This is a genomic window from Streptomyces sp. NBC_01460, assembly GCF_036227405.1.
Taxonomy (GTDB): Bacteria; Actinomycetota; Actinomycetes; order Streptomycetales; family Streptomycetaceae; genus Streptomyces.
Genome location: NZ_CP109473.1, coordinates 1,404,734 through 1,430,082, shown reverse-complemented (window position 1 = coordinate 1,430,082; position 25,349 = coordinate 1,404,734). Strand labels below are relative to the sequence as shown.

At 71.7% G+C, this 25,349-nt stretch carries 21 protein-coding genes; 19 read left to right on the top strand and 2 right to left on the bottom strand.

Annotated features, from left to right (window positions below; genetic code table 11):
• The first annotated feature begins 214 nt into the window (after positions 1-214).
• From pyrR to OG488_RS06190, 14 genes are all read left to right on the top strand, one after another.
• On the top strand, positions 215-799 hold the full coding sequence (gene pyrR / locus OG488_RS06255; protein WP_329226686.1) for a bifunctional pyr operon transcriptional regulator/uracil phosphoribosyltransferase PyrR: 585 nt from the start codon (positions 215-217) through the stop codon (positions 797-799).
• Positions 800-889: 90 nt separating this feature from the next.
• A complete protein-coding gene (locus OG488_RS06250) occupies positions 890-1,906 on the top strand; it encodes an aspartate carbamoyltransferase catalytic subunit (protein ID WP_329226684.1) in 1,017 nt (338 codons plus the stop codon).
• 2 nt (positions 1,907-1,908) lie between these two features.
• Positions 1,909-3,195, top strand: coding sequence for a dihydroorotase (locus OG488_RS06245; RefSeq protein ID WP_329226683.1), 1,287 nt, complete (start codon positions 1,909-1,911; stop codon positions 3,193-3,195).
• Positions 3,192-3,794, top strand: a complete 603-nt coding sequence (locus OG488_RS06240; RefSeq protein ID WP_329226681.1) for a PH-like domain-containing protein — start codon at positions 3,192-3,194, stop codon at positions 3,792-3,794. Before OG488_RS06245 ends, OG488_RS06240 begins: the two co-directional genes overlap by 4 nt.
• Positions 3,791-4,933 (top strand): glutamine-hydrolyzing carbamoyl-phosphate synthase small subunit, encoded by a 1,143-nt coding sequence (carA, locus tag OG488_RS06235; protein ID WP_329226679.1) that lies wholly within the window; start codon positions 3,791-3,793, stop codon positions 4,931-4,933. The genes OG488_RS06240 and carA overlap by 4 nt, the downstream gene beginning before the upstream one ends.
• Positions 4,926-8,234 (top strand): carbamoyl-phosphate synthase large subunit, encoded by a 3,309-nt coding sequence (carB, locus tag OG488_RS06230; RefSeq protein WP_329226677.1) that lies wholly within the window; start codon positions 4,926-4,928, stop codon positions 8,232-8,234. Before carA ends, carB begins: the two co-directional genes overlap by 8 nt.
• A gap of 57 nt (positions 8,235-8,291) precedes the next feature.
• Entirely contained in the window at positions 8,292-9,401 is a 1,110-nt protein-coding gene (locus tag OG488_RS06225; protein ID WP_329226675.1) for a quinone-dependent dihydroorotate dehydrogenase, read from the top strand.
• A complete protein-coding gene (gene pyrF / locus OG488_RS06220) occupies positions 9,398-10,237 on the top strand; it encodes an orotidine-5'-phosphate decarboxylase (RefSeq protein ID WP_329226673.1) in 840 nt (279 codons plus the stop codon). The genes OG488_RS06225 and pyrF overlap by 4 nt, the downstream gene beginning before the upstream one ends.
• 245 nt (positions 10,238-10,482) lie before the next feature.
• Complete coding sequence (locus OG488_RS06215; RefSeq protein ID WP_014157387.1) at positions 10,483-10,806, top strand: integration host factor; 324 nt, start codon at positions 10,483-10,485, stop codon at positions 10,804-10,806.
• A gap of 38 nt (positions 10,807-10,844) precedes the next feature.
• Complete coding sequence (gmk, locus tag OG488_RS06210; protein WP_329226672.1) at positions 10,845-11,462, top strand: guanylate kinase; 618 nt, start codon at positions 10,845-10,847, stop codon at positions 11,460-11,462.
• Positions 11,463-11,563: 101 nt separating this feature from the next.
• The gene (rpoZ, locus tag OG488_RS06205; RefSeq protein WP_003970369.1) at positions 11,564-11,836 is read left to right on the top strand and encodes a DNA-directed RNA polymerase subunit omega; all 273 of its coding nucleotides are present in this window, start codon (positions 11,564-11,566) and stop codon (positions 11,834-11,836) included.
• A 178-nt stretch (positions 11,837-12,014) separates the two neighbouring features.
• Positions 12,015-13,217 carry a bifunctional phosphopantothenoylcysteine decarboxylase/phosphopantothenate--cysteine ligase CoaBC gene (gene coaBC / locus OG488_RS06200; RefSeq protein ID WP_329226670.1) on the top strand — a complete coding sequence of 401 codons (1,203 nt, stop codon included), beginning with the start codon at positions 12,015-12,017 and terminating at the stop codon, positions 13,215-13,217.
• Between the two features lie 240 nt (positions 13,218-13,457).
• Complete coding sequence (gene metK / locus OG488_RS06195) at positions 13,458-14,681, top strand: methionine adenosyltransferase (protein ID WP_329226668.1); 1,224 nt, start codon at positions 13,458-13,460, stop codon at positions 14,679-14,681.
• A gap of 122 nt (positions 14,682-14,803) precedes the next feature.
• Positions 14,804-16,942: a primosomal protein N' gene (locus OG488_RS06190; protein WP_329226666.1), complete on the top strand. Its 2,139-nt coding sequence runs from the start codon at positions 14,804-14,806 to the stop codon at positions 16,940-16,942.
• Positions 16,943-17,067: 125 nt separating this feature from the next.
• Here OG488_RS06190 and OG488_RS06185 read toward each other — a convergent pair whose 3' ends face one another.
• Positions 17,068-17,571, bottom strand: coding sequence for a hypothetical protein (locus tag OG488_RS06185; RefSeq protein WP_329226664.1), 504 nt, complete (start codon positions 17,569-17,571; stop codon positions 17,068-17,070).
• A gap of 250 nt (positions 17,572-17,821) precedes the next feature.
• Here OG488_RS06185 and fmt point away from each other — a divergent pair, with 250 nt between their 5' ends.
• The 4 genes from fmt (at position 17,822) to OG488_RS06165 (ending at position 22,198) form a co-directional block, all read left to right on the top strand.
• Entirely contained in the window at positions 17,822-18,754 is a 933-nt protein-coding gene (gene fmt / locus OG488_RS06180) for a methionyl-tRNA formyltransferase (protein ID WP_329226662.1), read from the top strand.
• Positions 18,755-18,852: 98 nt separating this feature from the next.
• A complete protein-coding gene (locus tag OG488_RS06175) occupies positions 18,853-20,286 on the top strand; it encodes an RsmB/NOP family class I SAM-dependent RNA methyltransferase (protein WP_329226660.1) in 1,434 nt (477 codons plus the stop codon).
• 102 nt (positions 20,287-20,388) lie between these two features.
• Complete coding sequence (gene rpe / locus OG488_RS06170; RefSeq protein WP_329226658.1) at positions 20,389-21,072, top strand: ribulose-phosphate 3-epimerase; 684 nt, start codon at positions 20,389-20,391, stop codon at positions 21,070-21,072.
• 139 nt (positions 21,073-21,211) lie between these two features.
• Positions 21,212-22,198 carry a sugar-binding transcriptional regulator gene (locus tag OG488_RS06165; protein WP_329238462.1) on the top strand — a complete coding sequence of 329 codons (987 nt, stop codon included), beginning with the start codon at positions 21,212-21,214 and terminating at the stop codon, positions 22,196-22,198.
• Between the two features lie 82 nt (positions 22,199-22,280).
• Here the strand turns inward: OG488_RS06165 and OG488_RS06160 are convergent, their stop codons facing one another.
• Positions 22,281-23,438, bottom strand: coding sequence for a terpene synthase family protein (locus OG488_RS06160; RefSeq protein ID WP_329226657.1), 1,158 nt, complete (start codon positions 23,436-23,438; stop codon positions 22,281-22,283).
• A 294-nt stretch (positions 23,439-23,732) separates the two neighbouring features.
• On the opposite strand from OG488_RS06160, the gene OG488_RS06155 reads away from it, so the two are divergent.
• Positions 23,733-25,199 carry a GuaB1 family IMP dehydrogenase-related protein gene (locus OG488_RS06155; RefSeq protein ID WP_329226656.1) on the top strand — a complete coding sequence of 489 codons (1,467 nt, stop codon included), beginning with the start codon at positions 23,733-23,735 and terminating at the stop codon, positions 25,197-25,199.
• Positions 25,200-25,349 lie beyond the last annotated feature (150 nt).

The following is a 25,349-nucleotide window of genomic DNA, read 5'->3' as shown; positions in this document are numbered from 1 at the left end:
CCCGGACGCTGGAACATTCTGCGGCTGGGCCGCGTGGCTGGTAACTCACTGTGAGGTTACGCAGCGTTACTTGGCTGCGTCAAGCCGAAAGGTCCGGACTGCCACCTCCCGGGGGTGGGGCCCAGGGCTCGCACAAGCCCTGGTAACGTGGATGACGCAATTTCGACGTCCTTTAACGTCCGTCCAGTGAGGCGGAGAAGGAGGTCCGTTTCTTATGGACGCACAGCATGACCACACCGGCAATGCGGCACGCCCCGTTCTCGAGGCTCCCGACATCGCCCGGGCACTGACCCGAATCGCCCACGAGATCGTCGAACGCGCCAAGGGCGCCGACGACGTGGTGCTTCTCGGCATCCCGACACGCGGGGTCTTCCTCGCCCGTCGGCTCGCCGGAAAACTCGAAGAGATCACCGGCCGGAAGACGCCGGTCGGGTCACTCGACATCACGATGTACCGCGACGACCTCCGGATGCGCCCCGCGCGCGCCCTGGGACGCACGGAGATCCCCGGTGAGGGCATCGAGGGCAGTCTCGTCGTGCTGGTCGACGACGTGCTCTTCTCCGGCCGCACGATCCGCGCCGCACTCGACGCGCTCGGCGACATCGGCCGGCCCCGTGCCGTGCAGCTCGCCGTCCTCGTCGACCGCGGCCACCGGGAGCTCCCGATCCGCGCCGACTACGTCGGCAAGAACCTCCCCACGTCGTTGCGGGAGACGGTCAGGGTCCAGCTCGCCGAGGAGGACGGCCGCGACGCCGTGCTGCTCGGCGTCAAGCAGACCGTCCCGGCAGCCGAGCAGTAGCGGAGTCCCGTCCCGTGCGTCCCACCGGCCGCACGGCTGCTTCGCCACGCCCGCCTGCCTGATTCCTCCACCCTTCACGGAGAACTCCAGATGCTGCGCCCTCCCGGGGACAACCCCCGGACCCCCCGTCACCTCATCTCGGCCGCAGACCTCACCCGCGACGACGCCGTCCTGATCCTCGACACGGCCGAGGAGATGGCCCGGGTCGCTGACCGGCCGATCAAGAAACTTCCGACGCTTCGTGGACGAACGGTCGTCAACCTTTTCTTCGAGGACTCGACCCGCACGAGGATCTCGTTCGAGGCCGCAGCCAAGCGCCTCTCCGCCGACGTCATCAACTTCTCCGCGAAGGGCTCGTCCGTCTCCAAGGGCGAGTCGCTCAAGGACACCGCCCTGACCCTGGAGGCCATGGGCGCCGACGCCGTCGTCATCCGGCACGGCGCCTCCGGGGCCCCGTACCGCCTCGCGACGTCGGGCTGGATCGACAGCGCGGTCGTCAACGCCGGTGACGGCACCCACGAGCACCCCACCCAGGCGCTGCTGGACGCGTTCACGATGCGCCGCAGGCTCGTCGGGCCCGACACGGGGATCGGCCGGGACCTCGAAGGCCGGCGGATCACGATCGTCGGCGACATCCTGCACAGCCGCGTCGCCCGCTCCAACGTCCACCTGCTGCACACGCTCGGCGCGCACGTCACCCTGGTGGCCCCGCCCACCCTCGTGCCGGTCGGCGTCGAGCAGTGGCCCTGCGACGTCAGCTACCGCCTCGACGACGTGCTGCCGAAGTCGGACGCGGTCATGATGCTCCGTGTGCAGCGCGAGCGGATGAACGCCGCCTACTTCCCGACCGAGCGCGAGTACTCCCGCCGCTACGGCCTCGACGGCGAACGCATGGCGAAGATGCCGGAGCACGCCATCGTGATGCACCCCGGCCCGATGGTCCGCGGCATGGAGATCACGGCCGAGGTGGCCGACTCCGACCGCTGCACCGCCGTCGAGCAGGTCGCGAACGGCGTCTCCACCCGCATGGCCGTCCTGTACCTGCTGCTCGGCGGTTCCGAGACCGCCCTGCCCTCCGCCTCCGCCCGTACCGAGGAGAACAAGTAACCATGAGCAAGATCCTGATCCGCGGTGCGAAGGTCCTCGGCGGCGAGCCGCAGGACGTCCTCATCGACGGCGAGACCGTCGTCGAGGTCGGCACCGGCATCGAAGCGGGTGACGCCACCGTGATCGAGGCGGCCGGCCAGATCCTGCTTCCCGGCCTCGTCGACCTCCACACCCACTTGCGCGAGCCCGGCCGCGAGGACTCCGAGACCGTCCTCACCGGCACGAAGGCCGCCGCGGTCGGCGGCTTCACCGCCGTCCACGCCATGGCCAACACCTTCCCCGTCGCCGACACCGCCGGCGTCGTCGAGCAGGTCTGGCGGCTCGGCAAGGAGTCCGGCTACTGCGACGTGCAGCCCGTCGGCGCCGTCACCGTCGGCCTGGAGGGCAAGCAGCTCGCCGAACTCGGCGCCATGCACGACTCCGCCGCCGGGGTGAAGGTCTTCTCCGACGACGGCAAGTGCGTCGACGACGCCGTGATCATGCGCCGCGCGCTGGAGTACGTGAAGGCCTTCGACGGCGTCGTGGCCCAGCACGCCCAGGAGCCCCGCCTCACCGAGGGCGCCCAGATGAACGAGGGCGTCGTCTCCGCCGAGCTCGGTCTCGGCGGCTGGCCCGCCGTGGCCGAGGAATCGATCATCGCCCGCGACGTCCTGCTCGCCGCCCACGTCGGCTCCCGGGTGCACATCTGCCACCTGTCGACCGCCGGCTCCGTGGAGATCGTCCGCTGGGCCAAGTCCAAGGGCTGGAACGTCACCGCCGAGGTCACGCCGCACCACCTGCTGCTCACCGACGAACTCGTGCGGACCTACAACCCGGTCTACAAGGTGAACCCGCCGCTGCGCACCGAGGCCGACGTCATGGCCCTGCGCGAGGCCCTCGCCGACGGCACCATCGACTGCGTGGCCACCGACCACGCCCCGCACCCGCACGAGGACAAGGACTGCGAGTGGGCCGCCGCCGCCATGGGCATGGTGGGCCTGGAGACCGCGCTCTCCGTGGTCCAGCAGACGATGGTGGACACCGGACTCCTCGACTGGGCGGGCGTCGCCGACCGCATGTCGACGCGCCCCGCGGCCATCGGCAGGCTCGAAGGACACGGCCGGCCCGTCTCGGCGGGTGAGCCCGCCAACCTCACCCTGGTCGATCCGGCATACCGTGGAGCTGTGGACCCCGCGGGCTTCGCCTCCCGCAGCCGCAACACTCCGTACGAGGGTCGCGAGCTGCCGGGCCGAGTGACCCACACCTTCCTGCGGGGCCGTGCCACGGTCGTCGACGGGAAGCTCGCGTGACAACACTCAACCCCCTCCACCTGCTGGCCGCCGAGCAGAAGTCGGCCGAAGTGACGGACTGGTCCGCCCGCGTCAGCTGGGTCCTCGGACTGATCGTCTTCATCGCGTTCGTCTACTGGCTGATGCGCCAGGGATGGAAGTGGCGGGGGCGCCTGCAGTCCGGTCTGCCGGAGCTCGCGACCACCCCCGCGGGGTTCGCGGACGGCGAGAGGCTCCTCACACTCACCGGCCGCTACCACGCCTCCACGACCGCCGGGCAGTGGCTCGACCGGATCGTGGCGCACGGCCTCGGCACCCGCAGCCGGGTCGAGCTGACGCTCACCGCCCAGGGCCTCGACGTCGTACGCCCCGGCGCGGCCGACTTCTTCGTGCCGGCCGCGGCGCTCCGCGAGGCCCGGCTCGACAAGGCACTGGCCGGCAAGGTCCTGCCCGAGGGTGGCCTGCTGGTCATCACCTGGGCACACGGCGACCAGCTGATCGACTCCGGGTTCCGCTCCGACCACGCGGCCGAGCACCAGGCCTGGGTCGACGCCGTCGACCACCTCACCGGCACAGCCGGCAAGAACCTCACCAGTACAACGGAAGGCACCGTACGATGACGATCTCCACCCGGGGAGCCGGAAAAGCTCCCGCCGTACTCGTCCTGGAGGACGGCCGCTCCTTCCGCGGCCGGGCCTACGGGGCCGTGGGGGAGACCTTCGGAGAAGCGGTGTTCTCCACCGGCATGACCGGTTACCAGGAGACGCTGACCGACCCCTCGTACCACCGCCAGGTCGTCGTCATGACCGCCCCGCACGTCGGCAACACCGGCGTGAACGACGAGGACCCCGAGTCGAAGCGGATCTGGGTCTCCGGCTACGTCGTGCGCGACCCCGCCCGGACCCCCTCCAACTGGCGCTCCCGCCGCTCGCTGGACGAGGAGCTCGAGAGCCAGGGCGTCGTCGGCATCAGCGGCATCGACACCCGCGCCCTCACCCGGCACCTGCGTGAGCGCGGTGCCATGCGCGTCGGCATCTTCTCCGGGAACTCCCTCCAGGACGAGGGCATGCTCCTCGCCAAGGTCCGCCAGGCCCCCGAGATGAGCGGCGCCGACCTCGCGGCCGAGGTCGCCACCAAGGAGGCGTACGTCGTCCCCGCGATCGGCACCAAGAAGTTCACCGTCGCCGCGATCGACCTCGGCATCAAGGGCATGACCCCGCACCGCATGGCCGAGCGCGGCATCGAGGTGCACGTCCTGCCGGCCACCGCCACCCTGGAGGACGTGTACGCCGTCGAGCCCGACGGTGTCTTCTTCTCCAACGGCCCCGGCGACCCGTCCACCGCCGACCACCCGGTCTCCGTCATGCGCGGGGTCCTGGAGCGGAAGACCCCGCTCTTCGGCATCTGCTTCGGCAACCAGATCCTGGGCCGCTCGCTCGGCTTCGGCACCTACAAGCTGAAGTACGGCCACCGCGGCATCAACCAGCCCGTGCAGGACCGCACGACCGGGAAGGTCGAGGTCACCGCGCACAACCACGGCTTCGCCGTCGACGCCCCGCTCGACAAGGTCTCCGACACGGAGTTCGGCCGCGCCGAGGTCTCCCACGTATGCCTGAACGACCAGGTCGTCGAAGGGCTGCAGCTGCTCGACCAGCCGGCCTTCAGCGTCCAGTACCACCCCGAAGCAGCCGCGGGCCCGCACGACGCCGCGTACCTCTTCGACCGTTTCGTCACCCTGATGGAGGGCCAGCGTGCCTAAGCGCTCCGATATCCAGTCCGTCCTGGTCATCGGCTCCGGTCCGATCGTCATCGGGCAGGCCGCCGAGTTCGACTACTCCGGCACCCAGGCCTGCCGCGTGCTCAAGGCCGAGGGCCTGCGCGTCATCCTGGTGAACTCCAACCCGGCGACGATCATGACCGACCCGGAGATCGCCGACGCCACGTACGTCGAGCCGATCACCCCCGAGTTCGTCGAGAAGATCATCGCCAAGGAGCGCCCCGACACGCTCCTCCCGACCCTGGGCGGCCAGACCGCGCTCAACACCGCGATCTCGATGCACGAGAACGGTGTCCTGGAGAAGTACGGCGTCGAGCTCATCGGCGCCAACGTCGAGGCCATCAACAAGGGTGAGGACCGCGACCTCTTCAAGGGGGTCGTCGAGGCCGTCAAGGCGAAGATCGGCTACGGCGAGTCCGCCCGCTCCGTCATCTGCCACACCATGGACGACGTCATCGCCGGTGTGGACACCCTCGGCGGCTACCCCGTCGTCGTCCGCCCCTCCTTCACCATGGGCGGCGCCGGCTCCGGCTTCGCCCACGACGAGGAGGAGCTGCGCCGCATCGCCGGACAGGGCCTCACGCTCTCCCCGACCACCGAGGTGCTCCTGGAGGAGTCCATCCTCGGCTGGAAGGAGTACGAGCTGGAGCTGATGCGCGACAAGAACGACAACGTCGTGGTCGTCTGTTCCATCGAGAACTTCGACCCGATGGGCGTCCACACCGGTGACTCGATCACCGTCGCCCCCTCGATGACGCTCACCGACCGTGAGTACCAGCGGCTGCGTGACATCGGCATCGCGATCATCCGCGAGGTCGGCGTCGACACCGGCGGCTGCAACATCCAGTTCGCCATCGACCCGGTCGACGGCCGGGTCATCGTGATCGAGATGAACCCGCGCGTCTCCCGCTCCTCGGCGCTGGCCTCGAAGGCCACCGGCTTCCCGATCGCCAAGATCGCGGCCAAGCTGGCCGTCGGCTACACGCTCGACGAGATCCCCAACGACATCACCGAGAAGACCCCGGCCTCCTTCGAGCCGACGCTCGACTACGTCGTGGTCAAGGCCCCGCGCTTCGCCTTCGAGAAGTTCCCCTCCGCCGACTCCACCCTCACCACCACCATGAAGTCGGTGGGCGAGGCCATGGCGATCGGCCGCAACTTCACCGAGGCCCTGCAGAAGGCCCTGCGCTCGCTGGAGAAGAAGGGCTCGCAGTTCGCCTTCACCGGGGAGCCCGGCGACAAGGCCGAGCTGCTCGCCGAGGCCGTCCGTCCCACCGACGGCCGCATCAACACCGTGATGCAGGCGATCCGCGCCGGCGCCACCCAGGAGGAGGTCTTCGACGCCACGAAGATCGACCCCTGGTTCGTCGACCAGCTCTTCCTGATCAAGGAGATCGCCGACGAGCTGACCTCCGCCGAACGCCTCGACACCGAGCTGCTCGCCGAGGCCAAGCGGCACGGCTTCTCCGACGCGCAGATCGCCGAGATCCGCGGCCTGCGCGAGGACGTCGTGCGCGAGGTCCGGCACGCGCTCGGCATCCGCCCGGTCTACAAGACGGTCGACACCTGTGCCGCCGAGTTCGCCGCGAAGACGCCGTACTTCTACTCCTCCTACGACGAGGAGAGCGAGGTCGCGCCGCGCACCAAGCCCGCGGTGATCATCCTCGGCTCCGGCCCGAACCGCATCGGCCAGGGCATCGAGTTCGACTACTCCTGCGTCCACGCCTCCTTCGCCCTGAGCGACGCGGGCTACGAGACCGTGATGGTCAACTGCAACCCGGAGACCGTCTCCACGGACTACGACACCTCCGACCGGCTCTACTTCGAGCCGCTCACCCTCGAGGACGTCCTGGAGATCGTGCACGCCGAGTCGCTGGCCGGCCCGATCGCCGGTGTCATCGTGCAGCTCGGCGGCCAGACCCCGCTGGGCCTGGCGCAGGCGCTCAAGGACAACGGCGTGCCGGTCGTGGGGACGTCCCCCGAGGCCATCCACGCCGCCGAGGACCGCGGCGCCTTCGGCCGGGTGCTCGCCGAGGCCGGACTGCCCGCCCCGAAGCACGGCACCGCCACCACCTTCTCCGAGGCCAAGGCCATCGCCGACGAGATCGGCTACCCGGTTCTCGTACGCCCGTCGTACGTGCTCGGCGGACGCGGCATGGAGATCGTCTACGACGAGACCCGGCTGTCCTCCTACATCTCCGAGTCCACCGAGATCAGCCCCACCCGGCCGGTCCTGGTCGACCGCTTCCTCGACGACGCCATCGAGATCGACGTCGACGCGCTCTACGACGGCACCGAGCTCTACCTCGGCGGCGTCATGGAGCACATCGAGGAGGCCGGCATCCACTCCGGCGACTCCGCCTGCGCGCTGCCCCCGATCACCCTCGGCGGCTACGACATCAAGCGGCTGCGGGCCTCCACCGAGGGCATCGCCAAGGGCGTCGGAGTACGCGGACTGATCAACATCCAGTTCGCCCTCTCCGGCGACATCCTCTACGTCCTCGAAGCCAACCCGCGCGCCTCGCGGACCGTGCCCTTCACCTCGAAGGCGACCGCGGTCCCGCTCGCGAAGGCCGCCGCCCGCATCTCGCTGGGCGCGACCGTCGCGGAGCTGCGCGAGGAGGGTCTGCTGCCGAAGCACGGTGACGGCGGGACCCTGCCGCTCGACGCGCCGATCTCCGTCAAGGAGGCCGTCATGCCGTGGTCGCGCTTCCGCGACATCCAGGGACGCGGCGTCGACACGGTCCTCGGCCCGGAGATGCGCTCCACCGGTGAGGTCATGGGCATCGACTCCGTCTTCGGCACGGCGTACGCCAAGTCGCAGGCCGGCGCCTACGGACCGCTGCCCACCAAGGGCCGCGCCTTCATCTCGGTCGCCAACCGCGACAAGCGCACGATGATCTTCCCGGCCCGCGAGCTGGTCGCCCACGGCTTCGAGCTGATGGCCACCTCCGGTACGGCCGAGGTCCTCAAGCGCAACGGCATCAACGCCACGGTCGTGCGCAAGCTGTCCGAGGGCGAGGGCCCCGACGGCGAGAAGACCATCGTCCAGCTGATCCACGACGGCGAGGTCGACCTCATCGTCAACACCCCGTACGGAACGGGCGGCCGGCTCGACGGCTACGAGATCCGCACCGCGGCCGTGGCCCGGTCCGTGCCGTGCCTCACCACGGTCCAGGCGCTCGCCGCCGCCGTCCAGGGCATCGACGCGCTCAACCACGGCGGGGTCGGCGTACGTTCCCTCCAGGAACACGCGGAACATCTGACCGCGGCCCGCGACTAGGAAGCCGTCACAGGGGGACACCGGAAACGGTGTCCCCCTCTTCATGAGGACACCGTGATGTACAAACTCTTCTTCCAGCTGGTCTTCAAGCGGATGGACCCGGAGCAGGCCCATCACCTGGCGTTCCGGTGGATCCGCCTCCTCGCCCGCGTCCCCGTGCTGCGCACCTTCGCCGCTGCCGCGCTGGCCCCCCGCCACAAGGAGCTGCGCACCGAGGCCCTCGGCCTGCGGATGCACGGACCCTTCGGGCTCGCCGCCGGCTTCGACAAGAACGCCGTCGCGATCGACGGCATGTCGATGCTCGGCTTCGACCACATCGAGATCGGCACGGTCACCGGCGAGCCGCAGCCCGGCAACCCGAAGAAGCGGCTGTTCCGCCTGGTCGCGGACCGCGCGCTGATCAACCGCATGGGCTTCAACAACGAGGGCTCCGCGGCCGTGGCGGAGCGCCTCGCCGCCCGCACCCCTGTCTTCCGCACGACCGTCGGCGTGAACATCGGCAAGACCAAGGTCGTCCCCGAGGACGAGGCCGTGGGCGACTACGTGAAGTCCACCGAGCGGCTCGCCGTCCACGCCGACTACCTCGTCGTGAACGTCTCCTCGCCCAACACGCCCGGCCTGCGCAACCTCCAGGCCACCGAGGCGCTCCGCCCGCTGCTGACCGCCGTGCGCGAGGCGGCCGACCGCACCGTCACCGACCGGCGGGTCCCGCTGCTCGTCAAGATCGCCCCGGACCTCGCGGACGAGGACGTCGACGCGGTCGCCGACCTCGCCGTGGAGCTCGGTCTGGACGGCATCATCGCCACCAACACCACCATCGCCCGCGACGGCCTCGGCCTGACGTCGGACGCGTCCCTGGTCGAGGAGACCGGCGGACTCTCCGGCGCGCCCCTCAAGGAGCGCTCCCTGGAGGTCCTGAGCCGCCTGTACGCCCGTGTGGGAAGCCGGATCACCCTGGTGGGCGTCGGGGGCATCGAGAACGCCGAGGACGCCTGGCAGCGCATCCTGGCCGGTGCCACCCTCGTCCAGGGCTACAGCGCCTTCATCTACGAGGGCCCGTTCTACGCCCGCGCGATCCACAAGGGCCTGGCCGCCCGTCTGGCCGCCTCCCCGTACGCCACCCTCGCCGAAGCCGTCGGCGCCGAGACACGGAAGGTCACGCAGTGACCCTTGAACCCTTCGGCGCGCGTCTGCGCCACGCCATGGACACCCGCGGGCCGCTCTGCGTCGGCATCGACCCGCACGCCTCCCTGCTCGCCTCCTGGGGCCTGAACGACGACGTCGCGGGGCTGGAGCGCTTCACGCGCACGGTCGTCGAGGCGCTGGCCGACCGGGTCGCCGTGCTCAAGCCGCAGTCCGCGTTCTTCGAGCGCTTCGGCTCGCGCGGCGTCGCCGTCCTGGAGGAGGCCGTCGAGGAGGCCCGCGCGGCCGGGGCCCTCGTGCTCATGGACGCCAAGCGCGGAGACATCGGCTCCACGATGGGCGCCTACGCCGCCACCTACCTCGACAAGGACTCGCCGCTCTTCTCGGACGCGGTCACCGTCTCGCCGTACCTCGGCTTCGGCTCGCTGCGCCCGGCGCTGGACGCCGCCGCGGTCTCCGGGGCGGGTGTCTTCGTGCTCGCCCTCACCTCCAACCCGGAGGGCGCCGAGGTGCAGCGCGCCACCGCCGCCGACGGGCGCTCGCTGGCGCAGCTGATGCTCGACCACATGGCCGCCGAGAACACGGGCGCGACGCCGCTCGGCTCCGTCGGCGCGGTGGTCGGCGCGACGCTCGGGGACGCGGGAGTCGACCTGTCGATCAACGGTCCGCTGCTCGCTCCCGGCATCGGCGCCCAGGGCGCCACGCCCGCTGATCTTCCCGGTGTCTTCGGTGCCGCGGTGGGCAACGTGGTGCCGAGCGTGAGCCGGGGTGTACTGCGTCACGGACCGGACGCGTCAGGGCTGCGCGAAGCCGCCGGACGGTTCGCGGAGGAGATCCGTACGGCCGTCTCGGATGCTTGACCATGCCACGTAACTGCCTGTTGGTGGAATCCTGACCAAAATTCCGGGTTGTTATGGCCTAAATGTCCGGCTCGATCGAGGCTGACCAGGACTTTTCCGCTGTTCTCGCTGACTCAGGCGGCCTTGGCCGCTAGTCTCCGTCGAGAGCCAACGAGTACACGTTGTTCGTTGGCTCACCAGGTGCGGAGCCATCAGGTTCCTCGCCGGTCCGTATCCGACAGATCGACATCCGAGGTGACGTAGGCGTGGCTCTTCCGCCCCTTACCCCTGAACAGCGCGCAGCCGCGCTCGAAAAGGCCGCCGCGGCTCGCCGGGAGCGGGCCGAGGTCAAGAATCGACTCAAGCACTCCGGCGCCTCGCTCCATGAGGTCATCAAGCAGGGCCAGGAGAACGACGTCATCGGCAAGATGAAGGTCTCCGCCCTTCTCGAGTCCCTGCCGGGCGTGGGCAAGGTCCGCGCCAAGCAGATCATGGAGCGGCTCGGCATCTCCGAGAGCCGCCGGGTCCGGGGTCTTGGCTCCAACCAGATCGCATCCCTGGAGCGTGAGTTCGGCGGCAGCGCCGCCTGACGTTCTCAGGCACTCCTGAGAGCGGGGATAATCGCCCCATGGCTGCAACATCCCGGGGGAAGTCCCCCGTACCCCCGGACGTACGTCCGCGGCTGACCGTGCTCTCCGGCCCCTCTGGGGTCGGCAAGAGCACGGTCGTCGCTCATATGCGCAAGGTTCACCCCGAGGTGTGGCTCTCGGTGTCGGCCACGACCCGCAAGCCGCGACCCGGCGAACGCAACGGTGTCCACTACTTCTTCGTCGACGACGAGGAGTTCGACAAGCTGATCGCCAACGGCGAGCTGCTGGAGTGGGCCGAGTTCGCGGGCAACCGCTACGGCACGCCCCGCCGGGCCGTGCTCGACCGCCTGGAGGCGGGCGAGCCGGTGCTGCTGGAGATCGATCTGCAGGGTGCCCGGCTGGTCCGCCAGTCGATGCCCGAGGCGCAGCTCGTCTTCCTCGCGCCGCCCGGCTGGGACGAGCTGGTGCGCCGGCTCACCGGCCGCGGCACGGAGGCGCCCGACGTGATCGAGCGCCGTCTCGCGGCGGCGAAGGTCGAGCTGGCCGCCGAGGCCGAGTTCGACACCACGCTCGTCAACACCTCCGTCGAGGACGTGGCACGCGAGCTGCTAACGTTGATGCTGCAGGCTTCCGGCCTCCACGGTACCGACGACTGACCTCACGGTCCCCTCGCCGGCCCGCGGACGCAGAGCATCACACTGCGGAACCAGCATGATCAAAGATCTCTTTGGTCACTATCCCCTTCGGAAGGCAGAGAGTGTCCTCTTCCATCACCACGCCCGAGGGCATCATCAACCCGCCGATTGATGAGCTCCTCGAGGCCACCGACTCGAAGTACAGCCTTGTGATCTACGCCGCCAAGCGCGCGCGCCAGATCAACGCGTACTACTCGCAGCTCGGTGAAGGCCTCCTCGAGTACGTCGGTCCGCTCGTCGACACCCACGTGCACGAGAAGCCGCTCTCGATCGCGCTCCGCGAGATCAACGCGGGCCTGCTCACCTCCGAGGCCATCGAGGGCCCCGCGCAGTAAGCAGGCGGCACGCAGGAAACGCACCTTCACCACAGGCCCGGCGGCCCGTAACCGCCGGGCCTGTGGCGTGTCCGGTGCCGGACCCGGCACAGGCGGCCCGGCGCGGTGAGGCAGCATGGAGTCCGTACGTCACGAGGCCGCACGCGAGTGCGCGGAGACACGAGTGCGGGGAGACGCAGTGGAGAAGCCGAAGGTCGTCCTGGGGGTCAGCGGGGGCATCGCCGCGTACAAGGCGTGCGAACTGCTGCGCAGGCTGACCGAGTCCGGCCACGACGTACGGGTCGTCCCGACCGACGCGTCGCTGAACTTCGTCGGGGCCGCGACCTGGTCGGCCCTCTCCGGGAACCCCGTGTCGAGCGAGGTCTGGGAGAGCGTGCACGAGGTGCCGCACGTCCGGATCGGCCAGGCCGCCGATCTCGTCGTGGTCGCGCCCGCCACCGCCGACATGCTGGCCAAGGCGGCCCACGGCCTCGCCGACGACCTCCTCACCAACACCCTGCTCACGGCGCGCTGCCCGGTCGTCTTCGCTCCCGCGATGCACACCGAGATGTGGGAGCACCCGGCCACCCGGGAGAACGTCGCCACCCTGCGCCGCCGCGGTGCCGTCGTCATCGAGCCCGCCGTCGGCAGGCTCACCGGAGTGGACACCGGCAAGGGCCGGCTGCCCGATCCCGGGGAGATCTTCGAGGTCTGCCGCAGGGTCCTGGCCCGCGGCCCCGTCGCCCCGGACCTCGCCGGCCGGCATGTGGTGATCAGCGCGGGCGGCACCCGTGAGCCGCTCGACCCGGTGCGCTACCTGGGCAACCGTTCCTCGGGCAAGCAGGGCTACGCCCTCGCCCGCACCGCCGTCGCCCGGGGCGCCCGGGTGACGCTGATCGAGGCGAACACCGGGCTCCCCGACCCCGCGGGAGCCGACGTCCTGCGGGCCGGGACCGCCGTGCAGCTCCGCGAGGCGGTGCTGAAGGCGGCGGCCGACGCCGATGTGGTCGTGATGGCGGCGGCGGTCGCCGACTTCCGGCCGGCCGCGTACGCGACGGGGAAGATCAAGAAGAAGGACGGTCAGGAACAGCCTCCGATCGCGCTGGTCCGCAACCCCGACATCCTCGCCGAGGTCGCGGCTGACCGGGCCCGGCCGGGGCAGCTCGTCGTCGGATTCGCCGCGGAGACCGACGACGTCCTCGCCAACGGCCGCGATAAGCTCCGCCGCAAGGGCTGCGACCTGCTCGTCGTGAACGAGGTGGGGGAGCGCAAGACCTTCGGTGCCGAGGAGAACGAGGCGGTCGTGCTCGGGGCCGACGGGGGCGAGACCGCTGTGCCGTACGGGCCGAAGGAAGCGCTTGCCGACACCGTCTGGGACCTGGTCACGGCGCGTTTCCGTTAGATTGCGTAAAGGCCGTCCCGCCGGGCAGGAAGACACGGCGATCGGCTCTCTCTCGACCCCGTGAGGAGGGATTGTCGTACTGCCGTCAACAGTGCCGCAGGTCACAGACCTCCCAAGGGGCGAGACACGTGACCCAAACACCGGAAGCGACCGATAAACTGGCCGACGGAATGTGCCGGGCGCAGCTCCCGGAGTTCCATCAATGATCAGCCAGCAGCCGCTGCAACCCCAGGGAGCGATGTGTCCCGCCGTCTCTTCACCTCGGAGTCCGTTACCGAGGGCCACCCCGACAAGATCGCTGACCAGATCAGCGACACGATTCTCGACGCCCTCCTGCGTGAGGACCCCTCCTCGCGCGTCGCCGTCGAGACCTTGATCACCACCGGTCTGGTGCATGTCGCGGGTGAGGTCACGACCAAGGCCTACGCCGACATCCCCAACCTCGTGCGCAACAAGGTCCTGGAGATCGGCTACGACTCCTCCAAGAAGGGCTTCGACGGAGCCTCCTGCGGCGTCTCGGTGTCCATCGGCGCCCAGTCCGCGGACATCGCCCAGGGTGTCGACACCGCGTACGAGAAGCGGGTCGAGGGTGCCTCCCGGAGGGAGGAGGAGGACGAGCTCGACAAGCAGGGCGCGGGCGACCAGGGGCTGATGTTCGGCTACGCCTGCGACGAGACCCCCGAGCTGATGCCGCTGCCGATCCACCTCGCGCACCGGCTCTCGCGCCGCCTCTCCGAGGTCCGCAAGAACGGGACCATCCCGTACCTGCGCCCCGACGGCAAGACCCAGGTCACCATCGAGTACGACGGCGACAAGGCCGTCCGCCTCGACACGGTCGTCGTCTCCTCGCAGCACGCCTCCGACATCGACCTGGACTCGCTGCTCGCGCCGGACATCCGCGAGTTCGTCGTCGAGCACGTCCTGTCGCAGCTCATCGAGGACGGCATCAAGCTGGACACCGAGGGCTACCGCCTGCTGGTGAACCCGACCGGCCGCTTCGAGATCGGCGGCCCGATGGGTGACGCCGGCCTCACCGGCCGCAAGATCATCATCGACACCTACGGCGGCATGGCCCGCCACGGCGGCGGTGCCTTCTCCGGCAAGGACCCGTCCAAGGTCGACCGCTCGGCCGCCTACGCCATGCGCTGGGTCGCGAAGAACGTCGTGGCGGCGGGGCTCGCCACCCGCTGCGAGGTCCAGGTCGCCTACGCGATCGGCAAGGCCGAGCCGGTGGGCCTCTTCGTCGAGACCTTCGGCACCGCCGCGGTCGACACGGAGAAGATCGAGCACGCCATCGGCGAGGTCTTCGACCTCCGCCCGGCCGCGATCATCCGCGACCTCGACCTGCTCCGCCCGATCTACGCCCAGACCGCGGCCTACGGACACTTCGGCCGTGAGCTCCCGGACTTCACCTGGGAGCGCACCGACCGCGTGGACGCGCTGCGCGCGGCCGCGGGGCTCTAGTACCGCCCGCAGTCCTTCACGCCGGGGCCCGGACACCTTACGAGGTGTCCGGGCCCCGCCGTGCTGTCCCGGCCGGTCCCGGCGGTCCGGACGTGTCAGTGGCGTCTGGTAGGAAGGTGGCTGTGAGCAGCGACGACGAGCGGTCCGACGAGCCCGGGGCACCGGAGCAGCTCGCGCTCATCCGGGAGACGGTGCGCCGGGCGGAGGTGCCGCGTGCGAAGCCGCGGACCTGGCGGGGCGCCGCGCTCGCCGGGGAGCTGCCGGTCGCCCGCGTCCTCGTGAACAAGGGCGCCCTCCACCTCGACCAGTACTTCGACTACGCCGTCCCCGAGGAGCTCGACGCCGACGCGCAGCCCGGCGTGCGGGTCCGGGTGCGCTTCGGAGCCGGAGGACGCCAGGTCCGCGGCGGGCGGCGCGAGGGCGGCGGCCTGATCGACGGCTTCCTGATCGAACGGCGCGCCACCTCGGACTACCAGGGAGCCCTCGCGGCCCTCGCCTACGTCGTCTCACCGGAGCCGGTCCTCGGGCCGGAGCTGCTCGAGCTCTCGCGGGCCGTCGCCGACCGTTACGCCGGCAGCCTCGCGGACGTGCTCCAGCTCGCCGTGCCCCCCAGGAACGGCCGTGCCGAGGGCAAACCGTCGCCCGACCCCCTTCCGCCTCCGCCCGTCCCGTCACCCGGCACCTGGGAGCGTTACGCCCAGGGGCCCGGTTTCCTGCGGGCACTGGCCGAGGGCGGGGCGCCCCGGGCGGTGTGGACGGCGCTGCCGGGACCGCACTGGCCCGAGGAGATCGCCCGTGCGATGGCCGCGACCCTGGCCTCGGGCCGGGGGGCGCTCGTCGTCGTACCGGACGGCCGGAGCGCGGGCCGGGTCGACGCCGCGCTCACCGCGGTGCTGGGGGAGGGGCGCCACGCGCTGCTGACCGCCGACTCCGGGCCGGAGAAGCGCTACCGCCAGTGGCTGGCGGTCCGGCGCGGTTCCGTGCGCGCGGTGGTCGGGACCAGGGCGGCGATGTTCGCCCCGGTCGCCGACCTCGGCCTGGTGGCGCTCTGGGACGACGGGGACTCCAGCCACAGCGACGACAACGCTCCCTTCCCGCACGTCAGGGAGGTCCTGGAGCTCCGGGCGACGCACGGCCGCTGCGCGTTCCTCCTGGGCGGGACGAGCTGCACGGTCGAGGCCGCCCAGCTGGTCGAGAGCGGCTGGGCCCTGCCCCTGCGCGCGGAGCGGGAGCAGATGCGGATCGCCGCCCCCCTGGTGCGCACCGTCGGCGACGGGGAGCTCGCCCGGGACGGCGCGGCCCGTTCGGCGCGACTGCCCAGCCTGGCGTGGCAGACCGTGCGGGACGGGCTGCGCAGCGGCCCCGTGCTCGTCCAGGTGCCGCGCCGGGGGTACGCCCCCCGGCTGGCCTGCGAGCGCTGCCGCGAGCCTGCGCGGTGCCGGCACTGTGCGGGACCGCTCCAGGCCCCGGACCAGCGGGATCTCGACTGCGCGTGGTGCGGGCGGGCCGAGACGGCCTGGAACTGCACGGCCTGCGGCGGTGTGCGGCTGCGGGCACAGATCGTCGGGGCCCGCAGGACCGCCGAGGAACTGGGCCGGGCGTTTCCCGCCGTGCCCGTACGGACGTCGGGGCGGGACCACGTGCTGGACTCGGTGCCCGACCAGCCCGCCCTCGTCGTGAGCACCCCCGGGGCCGAGCCGGTGGCCGAGGGCGGCTACGCGGCGGCGCTGCTGCTGGACGGCTGGGCGATGGTCGGCAGGCCCGACCTGCGGGCGGGTGAGGAGGCCCTGCGGCGCTGGACGGCCGCCGCCGCGCTGGTGCGGGGGCAGCCGGAGGGCGGCACGGTGGTGATCGTGGCCGAGCCGACCCTGAGGCCCGTGCAGGCCCTGGTCCGCTGGGACCCGGTCGGTCACGCCCGCCGCGAGCTCGCGGAGCGGGCGGAGCTCGGCTTCCCCCCGGTGTCCAGGATGGCCGCGGTGACCGGCCCGCCGGAGGCGGTGGCCGCGTACCTCGCCGGTGCGGAGCTGCCCCCCGAAGCCGAGGTGCTCGGCCCGGTGCCCGTGCAGGGGGCCGGTCCCGGCAGGCCCCGCAGACAGGGCGACGCCCCGCCGGGGGAGACCTGGGAGCGCGCGCTGGTGAGGGTCCCGCCGGGGCGGGGTGCCGCGCTGGCGGCCGCCCTGAAGACGGCCCAGGCGACCCGGACGGCCAGGGGCACCGGGGACCCCGTGCGGATCAGGATCGATCCGCCGGACATCGGCTGACCCGGCCGGAGCCGGGCGGGCCACCGGGTGCCTCCGGCTCCCGACCCCTGGTGCGGCGGCCGAGCGTCCTCGACCGCCGTCCTGGCGCCGCCCCGGCCGGGTGTGCCCGGCCGTCCCCGCCGCCGTCAGCCGTTGCGCGGGCCGGGGAAGACGCCGGGCCGGTCCGAGGGCTGTGGCGGCATGGAGCGGGCCGCGGGCACCACGGGGGAGGAGCCGGGCCCCGCGGGCACCGGGCGGTTCACGGTCTCCGCGACGGCCTCCGCCGCCCCCGGCTGCGGGGTGGCGCGACGTGCGCCGTAACGGCGGTGGACCGCCTGCTTGGTGACGCCGAGGGCGGAACCCACCGCGTCCCACGAGAAGCCCAGCGAGCGGTCGAAGTCCACCGCGGCGGTGACCAGCGTCTCGACGCTGTCCCGCAGTTCCTGGGCCAGCCGCACCGTCGGGGCCGGCGCCCTGCCGTAGACGACGAAGCCCGCGGACGGGCCGGAGCGGCGGGGACGGTAGACGTTGCCCAGCTGCGCGGTGAGGGTGCGCAGCGCGTCCACCTGCCGCCGGACCCGCTCGATGTCCCGCACCAACAGGTGCAGGCTGGCACGCGCTTGGGCGTCGTGGGTTGCGTGGTCGGCCATGAACAAGCCTCTCGAACCGGCGTTGAAAGGGATCGGACCGCGCGGCGGCGGTCCACTTCGGTCAATCTCACTTGACCAACGCGTCACCCGGCCATGTGGTCACGCAATAGGGGCGTATGTGCATATGCGCGGGGCGCACCCGCGTGCGTACGCCCCCGGTCCGGGCGGCCCGGGCGGGACCATGGGGCACCCCCTAGACTGGTGTGCTGCTCGCCACGTACGTTCCGGCCCGAGAGGCAGTCCGCCACCCATGAAGCTCGTCTTCGCAGGCACCCCCGAGGTCGCCGTCCCCGCTCTGGACGCCCTGATCGCCTCCGACCGCCACGAGGTGGCCGCGGTGGTGACCCGCCCCGACGCACCGGCCGGGCGGGGACGCCGGCTGGTCGCCAGCCCCGTGGCCGAGCGCGCGGAGGAGGCGGGCATCGAGGTGCTCAAGCCCACCAGGCCGCGTGACGAGGACTTCCTGGCGCGGCTGCGGGAGATCGCACCGGACTGCTGCCCCGTGGTCGCGTACGGCGCCCTGCTCCCCAAGAGCGCGCTGGACGTCCCGGCCAGGGGCTGGGTCAACCTGCACTTCTCGCTCCTGCCCGCCTGGCGCGGTGCCGCGCCCGTGCAGCACGCGGTGATGGCCGGCGACGAGGTCACCGGGGCGTCGACCTTCCTCATCGAGGAGGGGCTGGACTCGGGCCCGGTGTACGGCGTCCTCACCGAGGAGGTCCGGCCCACCGACACCAGCGGTGATCTGCTCACCCGGCTCGCCTTCGCGGGCGCCGGGCTGCTCGCGGCGACCATGGACGGCGTCGAGGACGGCACCCTGCACGCCGTGCCGCAGCCGGCCGAGGGCGTCACGCTCGCCCCGAAGATCGGCGTCGAGGACGCCCAGGTGCGGTGGACGGAGCCCGCGCTCCGGGTCGACCGCGTGGTGCGCGGCTGCACCCCCGCCCCGGGGGCCTGGACCCTCTTCCGCGGCGAACGCCTCAAGCTCGTCCAGGCCGTCCCCGTCCTGGACCGCACCGACCTCGCCCCGGGCGAGCTGTCCGCCGGCAAGAACAACGTGTACGTGGGCACCGGCTCCCACGCCGTGGAGCTGCTCTGGGTCCAGCCGCAGGGCAAGAAGCCGATGAGGGCCGCCGACTGGGCCCGGGGCGTGCGCATCGTCCACGGGGAGCTCCTGGGCCTCTGAGGCCACAGGCACGCCTGCCGGGGCCCGGGACCGGGCCCCCGGGCGGCGACGTACGCTGGACGGGTTCGCCCCCTCACCATCAGCGGAGCACCTTTCACGTGAACGACCAGCAGCGTCGACGTCCCGCCAAGCCGCATCGCCGCCCCAAGAAGGACCCCGTCAGGTTCCTCGCCTTCGAGGCGCTCAGGGCGGTCGACGAACGCGACGCCTACGCCAACCTCGTCCTCCCCCCGCTGCTGAAGAAGGCGCGCGCCGCGGGCGACTTCGAGGGCAGGGACGCGGCGCTGGCGACCGAGCTGGTCTACGGGACCCTGCGCCGTCAGGGCACGTACGACGCGATCGTCGCCGCCTGCATCGACCGGCCGCTGCGTGAGGTCGACCCGCCGGTGCTCGATGTCCTCAACATGGGTGTCCACCAGCTCCTCGGCACCCGTATCCCGACCCACGCGGCCGTCTCCGCGAGCGTGGAGCTCGCGCGGGTGGTGCTGGGCGAGGGCCGCGCCAAGTTCGTCAACGCGGTGCTGCGCAAGGTGTCCGCGCACGACCTGGAGACGTGGGTGGAGCGCGTCGCCCCCTCGTACGAGGACGACGCCGAGGAGCACCTCTCGGTCGTCCACTCGCACCCCCGCTGGATCGTCTCCGCCCTCTGGGACGCCCTGGGCGGCGGCCGCGCCGGGATCGAGGACCTGCTGGAGGCCGACAACGAACGGCCCGAGGTGACCCTGGTGGCCCGGCCCGGCCGCTCGACCCCCGACGAGCTGCTCGACGCCCTCGGTGAGGAGAGCGGCCTGCCCGGCCGCTGGTCGCCCTACGCCGTGCGGATGGCCGAGGGCGGCGAGCCGGGCGCCCTGGAAGCCGTACGGGACGGCAGCGCCGGTGTGCAGGACGAGGGCAGCCAGCTCGTCGCCGCCGCCCTGGCCAACGCCCCCGTCGAGGGTGACGACACCCGCTGGCTGGACGGCTGCGCCGGCCCGGGAGGGAAGGCCGCGCTGCTGGCCGCGCTCGCCGCCGGACGCGGCGCGACGCTGCTCGCCGCGGAGAAGCAGCCGCACCGCGCCCGGCTCGTCGAGCGCGCGCTGGCCGGCAACCCCGGGCCCTACCAGGTGATCACCGCCGACGGGACCCGGCCGCCGTGGCAGCCCGGGTCCTTCGACCGGGTCCTCATGGACGTGCCGTGCTCCGGTCTCGGCGCGCTGCGCAGGCGTCCGGAATCCCGCTGGCGGCGGCGCGCCGGGGACCTGGAGAGCTTCGCCCCCCTGCAACGCGGCCTGCTCCGTGAGGCGTTGAAGGCCGTCCGGGTCGGCGGAGTCGTCGGCTACGCGACCTGCTCGCCGCACCTCGCGGAGACCAGGGTCGTCGTCGAGGACGTGCTCAAGGGGCGCGGCGGACCGGCCCCCGCGGCGGAGTGGATCGACGCCCGCCCGCTGCTGCCGGGTGTGCCCGCGCTGGGAGACGGTCCCGACGTCCAGCTGTGGCCGCATCTGCACGGCACGGACGCGATGTACCTCGCCCTCCTGCGCCGCACGGCCTGACCGGGGGGAAAAGGCCGGGATTGCGCGAACCGTAATGATCCCGTGAGGCTTTGAGGCCCACCGGGGCGGGGAAGTGGCGCGGAGCATGGCAGGCTTGGGTGCATGGCCCAGATCAACCCCAGCATCCTGTCCGCCGACTTCGCCCGCCTCGCCGAGGAGGCGAAGGCCGTGGAAGGCGCCGACTGGCTCCATGTCGATGTCATGGACAACCACTTCGTGCCCAACCTGACGCTGGGCGTGCCCATCGTCGAGGCGCTGAGCAAGGCCACGGACACCCCGCTGGACTGCCACCTCATGATCGAGGACGCGGACCGCTGGGCCCCGCAGTACGTCGAGGCCGGGGCCGGCTCGGTCACCTTCCACGCGGAGGCCGCGGCCGCGCCCGTACGGCTGGCACGGGAGATCAGGGCCAAGGGCGCCCGCGCCTCCATGGCGCTGAAGCCCGCGACGCCCATCGAGCCCTACGAGGACCTGCTCCCCGAGCTCGACATGCTGCTGATCATGACGGTCGAGCCGGGCTTCGGCGGCCAGGCGTTCCTGGACATCATGCTGCCGAAGATCCGCCGCACCCGTGAGCTGATCTCGAAGCACGGCCTCGAGCTGTGGCTCCAGGTCGACGGCGGGGTCTCCGCCACCACCATCGAGCGGTGCGCCGAGGCGGGCGCCGACGTGTTCGTCGCCGGCTCGGCGGTCTACGGGGCCGAGGACCCCGCCGAGGCGGTCCGGGCGCTCCGCGCCCAGGCCGACGCGGTCACGGCCACGGCACCCTGGGCATGCGGCCACTGAACCAAGCTCAGGTGAACGCGGCCCGACGGGCCTGATCAAGGATCGCCGGATCTGACAGGATGGACGGCGTATCGAGCGTGTGAACAGCAGTGAGGAGATCGCGGTGTCTGGCATCTCGGCGGGTCGGTCAGCCATGCGGATGGGACCCGCGGAGCTGGTGCAGGCGGCGGCCATGGCCCGCCGGTTCTACCTCGAGGGAAAGTCGAAGATCCAGATCGCCGAGGAGTTCGGCGTCAGCCGCTTCAAGGTGGCCCGGGTCCTGGAGACGGCCCTCGAGCGTGATCTCGTACGGATCGAGATCCGGGTACCGGCGGAGCTGGACGCGGAGCGCTCCGACGCGCTCCGCGCGCGGTACGGCCTGCGGCACGCCGTCGTGGTCGAGTCACCGGCGGAGGAACAGGACGACGCGGCCGACCCGGAGAACCTGGGCGAGGTGGCGGCCGACCTGCTCGGCGAGCTGGTCAACGAGGGCGATGTGCTGGGGCTGGCCTGGGGCCGTTCCACCATCCACATGGCGGCGGCCCTCGACCGGCTGCCCCCGTGCACGGTCGTCCAGCTGACCGGGGTCTACGACGCGGGGACGGCCGAGCGCGGCTCGGTCGAGGCGGTCCGCCGCGCCGCGCAGGTGTCCGGGGGAGAGGCGCACCCCATCTACGCGCCGATGCTGCTGCCCGACCCGGCGACGGCGGCGGCGCTGCGCCACCAGACGGGGATCGCCCGGGCCTTCGAGTACTTCGACAAGGTGACGGTCGCCGCGGTCTCCATCGGCTCCTGGGAGCCCGGCATCTCCACCGTCCACGACATGCTGTCGGACGAGGAGCGTGCGCACTACGCCTCCCTCGGCGTGGCGGCGGAGATGTCCGCCCACCTCTTCGACACGAACGGGCGACGGGTCGGCCGGGACCTGGGCGAGCGGTGCATCACCGTGGAGGCGGACCGGCTGCGCCGGATCCCCGAGGTGGTGGCCATCGCCGGGGGCCAGCGCAAGGCGGCGGCGATCGGCGCGGTGCTGCGCTCGGGGCTGGTCACCAGCCTCGTGACGGACACCGCCGCGGCCGACTACCTCCTGACGGAGTCCGCCGCGGGCTCCCGGCCCGCCCTGGAGCGGGCCGACCCGGACGACTGAGACCGGCTGCTCACGGCACCGGTCACGGCGGAGGCCGGGCACCCGCACGGGTGCCCGGCCTCCGTCTTCCGTCGTGACCGGCTCAGCGCCGGCCGTGGCCCGCTCCCAGCCGGGCGTCGCCGGTGTCCAGGTGCGCCGGGTCCGGGGTGTCCGGCCGGGCCCGGTCCGGCCGTGCGGCCCCCGTCCCGGGCCGTGCGGCCCCCGTCTCAGGCTCTGCGGGCTCCGCGCCCACGCCGAGCACGGACTCCTCCAGGTACGCGCCGGGCTCGGCGTACTGGCTGACCTCCGCGGGGTTGTAGCGGGGTGTCTGCCGCGACCAGTCGAGATTGCCCCGCATCCAGCTCCGCATCCCGTCGAGATAGGGCACGAGCAGCCCCGCCAGCTCCGGGTACAGGTCGAGCAGCTCGCCCTCGGCGGTGAGGAAGCGCTCCGTCTCGGTGGCTATCTCCGCACACACGTGCTCGAGCGCCTCCTGCTTCCCGTAGCCGCGGTGGTGGCGTACCAGGTGCACGAGGTTGTGGATCTCGCCCAGCACCTGCTCCTTCTCGTAGGAGTAGACGTCGTTGGCCCAGCACACGACGTTGCAGGACGCCTCCAGCGCGGTGATGAACCGGGCGTCGTTGTGCACCGACTCGGGTGCCCCCATGCCGGCCACGATCTCTATCAGGTCCATGCACACATGGATGGCCCCGGTGTGCCTGCGCTTGGCGATGTACGTCGCCTCGGACGGCACGACACCGTCGGCGCGGTTCCCCGCCTCCCAGGCCGTGGCGGTCGTCAGGTAGGTCATGAGGTGCCAGGTGAAGCGGGCGCGCCAGTGGGGGGCGGCCTGCGGAATCGTACGTTCCCACAGGTCCGCCAGGGCGATCAGCGCGGCGGGGGCCTCCTCGCCCGGACGGGGGCCGGGAGCGGTGCCCTCGACCACGGCGCGCATGCGCTCCACCACGTCGCGTACACGGTCGGGGCTGCGGCCCAGGTGTCCGTCGTCGAGCTGGTCGTCGACGAGGAAGAGCCAGACGAACCAGTCGGCGACCAGATCCAGGTGCTCACTGTCCGCCGTCGGGTAGACCATGCCCACGAAGGCGCCGAAGTCGGCCTGCTCGAAACGTTCCCTGGCGGACTCCCGGTGGACCAGGCCGGTGCGCCGGGTCCAGGCGTCGAGGTGCTCACGGGTGTGGTCCACATGCGGATTGCTCCGCTGGGGGAAAGGGCAGTAGATGTCGGGCAGTTCGCTCTCCACAGGCGGATCCCCATCCTCTCCGGCCAGACGCGCGACAGGTGTTCGGGGCTCGTGGACGGCGTGGTGCCTGCCGCCGAGACCTGCGGGTTTGAAGCTACCTGAGCCCCCGTCACCCGGTCCAGGGATCGTGATCACGAAGGAACGAATCCTGTTCGGGTAGGGTCCATGGGTAAGGCAGGTTTCCACTTGCCCCGCCCCCGGGCAGCCTCCTTGGAGGATGTGACGAACGCGGGGGCGCATCGCTGTGTCTTCGTGGAAACGACCTGCACCGTTTCGTATGAAAAAATGAGTGTTATGCGTTTTCTTGAGCCCGGCACCGGTCGCTACACGACCTCCCCCTCGGTCCCCTACGACCTGACGTACGACGACGTCTTCATGGTCCCCGGCCGCTCCGCGGTCGGGTCCCGGCAGGCCGTGGACCTCGCGTCGCCGGACGGCAGCGGCACCACCATCCCGCTCGTCGTCGCGAACATGACGGCCATCGCGGGCCGCCGGATGGCCGAGACGATCGCCCGGCGCGGCGGTCTGGTCGTGATCCCCCAGGACATTCCGATCGAGGTCGTCACCGAGGTCATCAGCTGGGTCAAGAAGCGCCACCTCGTCCTCGACACGCCCATCGTGCTGGCCCCCGGCCAGACGGTCGCCGACGCGCTCTCCCTGCTGCACAAGCGGGCCCACGGCGCGGGCGTCGTCGTCGACGCGGAGAACCGGCCCGTCGGCGTCGTCACCGACCACGACCTGACCGGCGTGGACCGCTTCACCCAGCTGTCCGAGGTCATGTCCAAGGACCTGGTCGTGCTCGACGCGGACATCGACCCGCGCGAGGCCTTCACCACGCTCGACGGCGCCAACCGCAAGCTCGCCCCGGCGGTCGACGCGGACGGCCGGCTCGTCGGCATCCTCACCCGGAAGGCCGCACTGCGAGCGACGCTCTACACCCCCGCTACGGACGCGGACGGCAAGCTGCGGATCGCGGCGGCCGTGGGCATCAACGGCGACGTGGCGGGCAAGGCCAAGCAGCTCCTGGACGCCGGTGCCGACGTGCTCGTCGTGGACACCGCCCACGGGCACCAGGAATCCATGATCAGCGCGGTGCGGGCCGTCCGGGCGCTCGACCCGCAGGTCCCGATCGTCGCGGGCAACATCGTCGCCGCGGAGGGCGTGCGCGACCTCATCGAGGCGGGCGCCGACATCATCAAGGTCGGTGTGGGCCCCGGCGCGATGTGCACCACCCGGATGATGACCGGCGTCGGCAGGCCGCAGTTCTCCGCCGTGCTGGAGTGCGCCGCCGAGGCGAAGAAGCACGGCAAGCACGTCTGGGCCGACGGCGGCGTCCGGCACCCGCGCGACGTGGCGATGGCGCTGGCCGCCGGCGCGTCCAACGTCATGATCGGCTCCTGGTTCGCCGGTACGTACGAGTCGCCCGGCGACCTCCAGCAGTCCGCCGACGGGCGGTACTACAAGGAGTCGTTCGGGATGGCCTCGGCGCGTGCCGTCAAGAACCGCACCTCGGAGGAGTCCTCCTACGACCGGGCCCGCAAGGCGCTGTTCGAGGAGGGCATCTCCACCTCGCGGATGTTCCTCGACCCCACCCGCCCCGGTGTGGAGGACCTGATCGACTCGATCATCGCCGGTGTCCGCTCCTCCTGCACCTACGCGGGCGCGTCCTCGCTCGAGGAGTTCGCCGAGAAGGCGATCGTGGGTGTGCAGAGCGCCGCCGGTTACGCGGAGGGCAAGCCGCTCCACGCCAGCTGGAGCTGATGCCACGGAGGCCGGTGCGGCCTCGTCACAGGTGCCCCTTCCGGGAGTTCACGCCGGGAGGGGCACCTGCATGTGTGCCCGCCGGACGCCCGGAGCGGCACCCCGCTCCCACCTGTGAGCACTCCCGTCACCCCTTCAACGTGGTTGAAG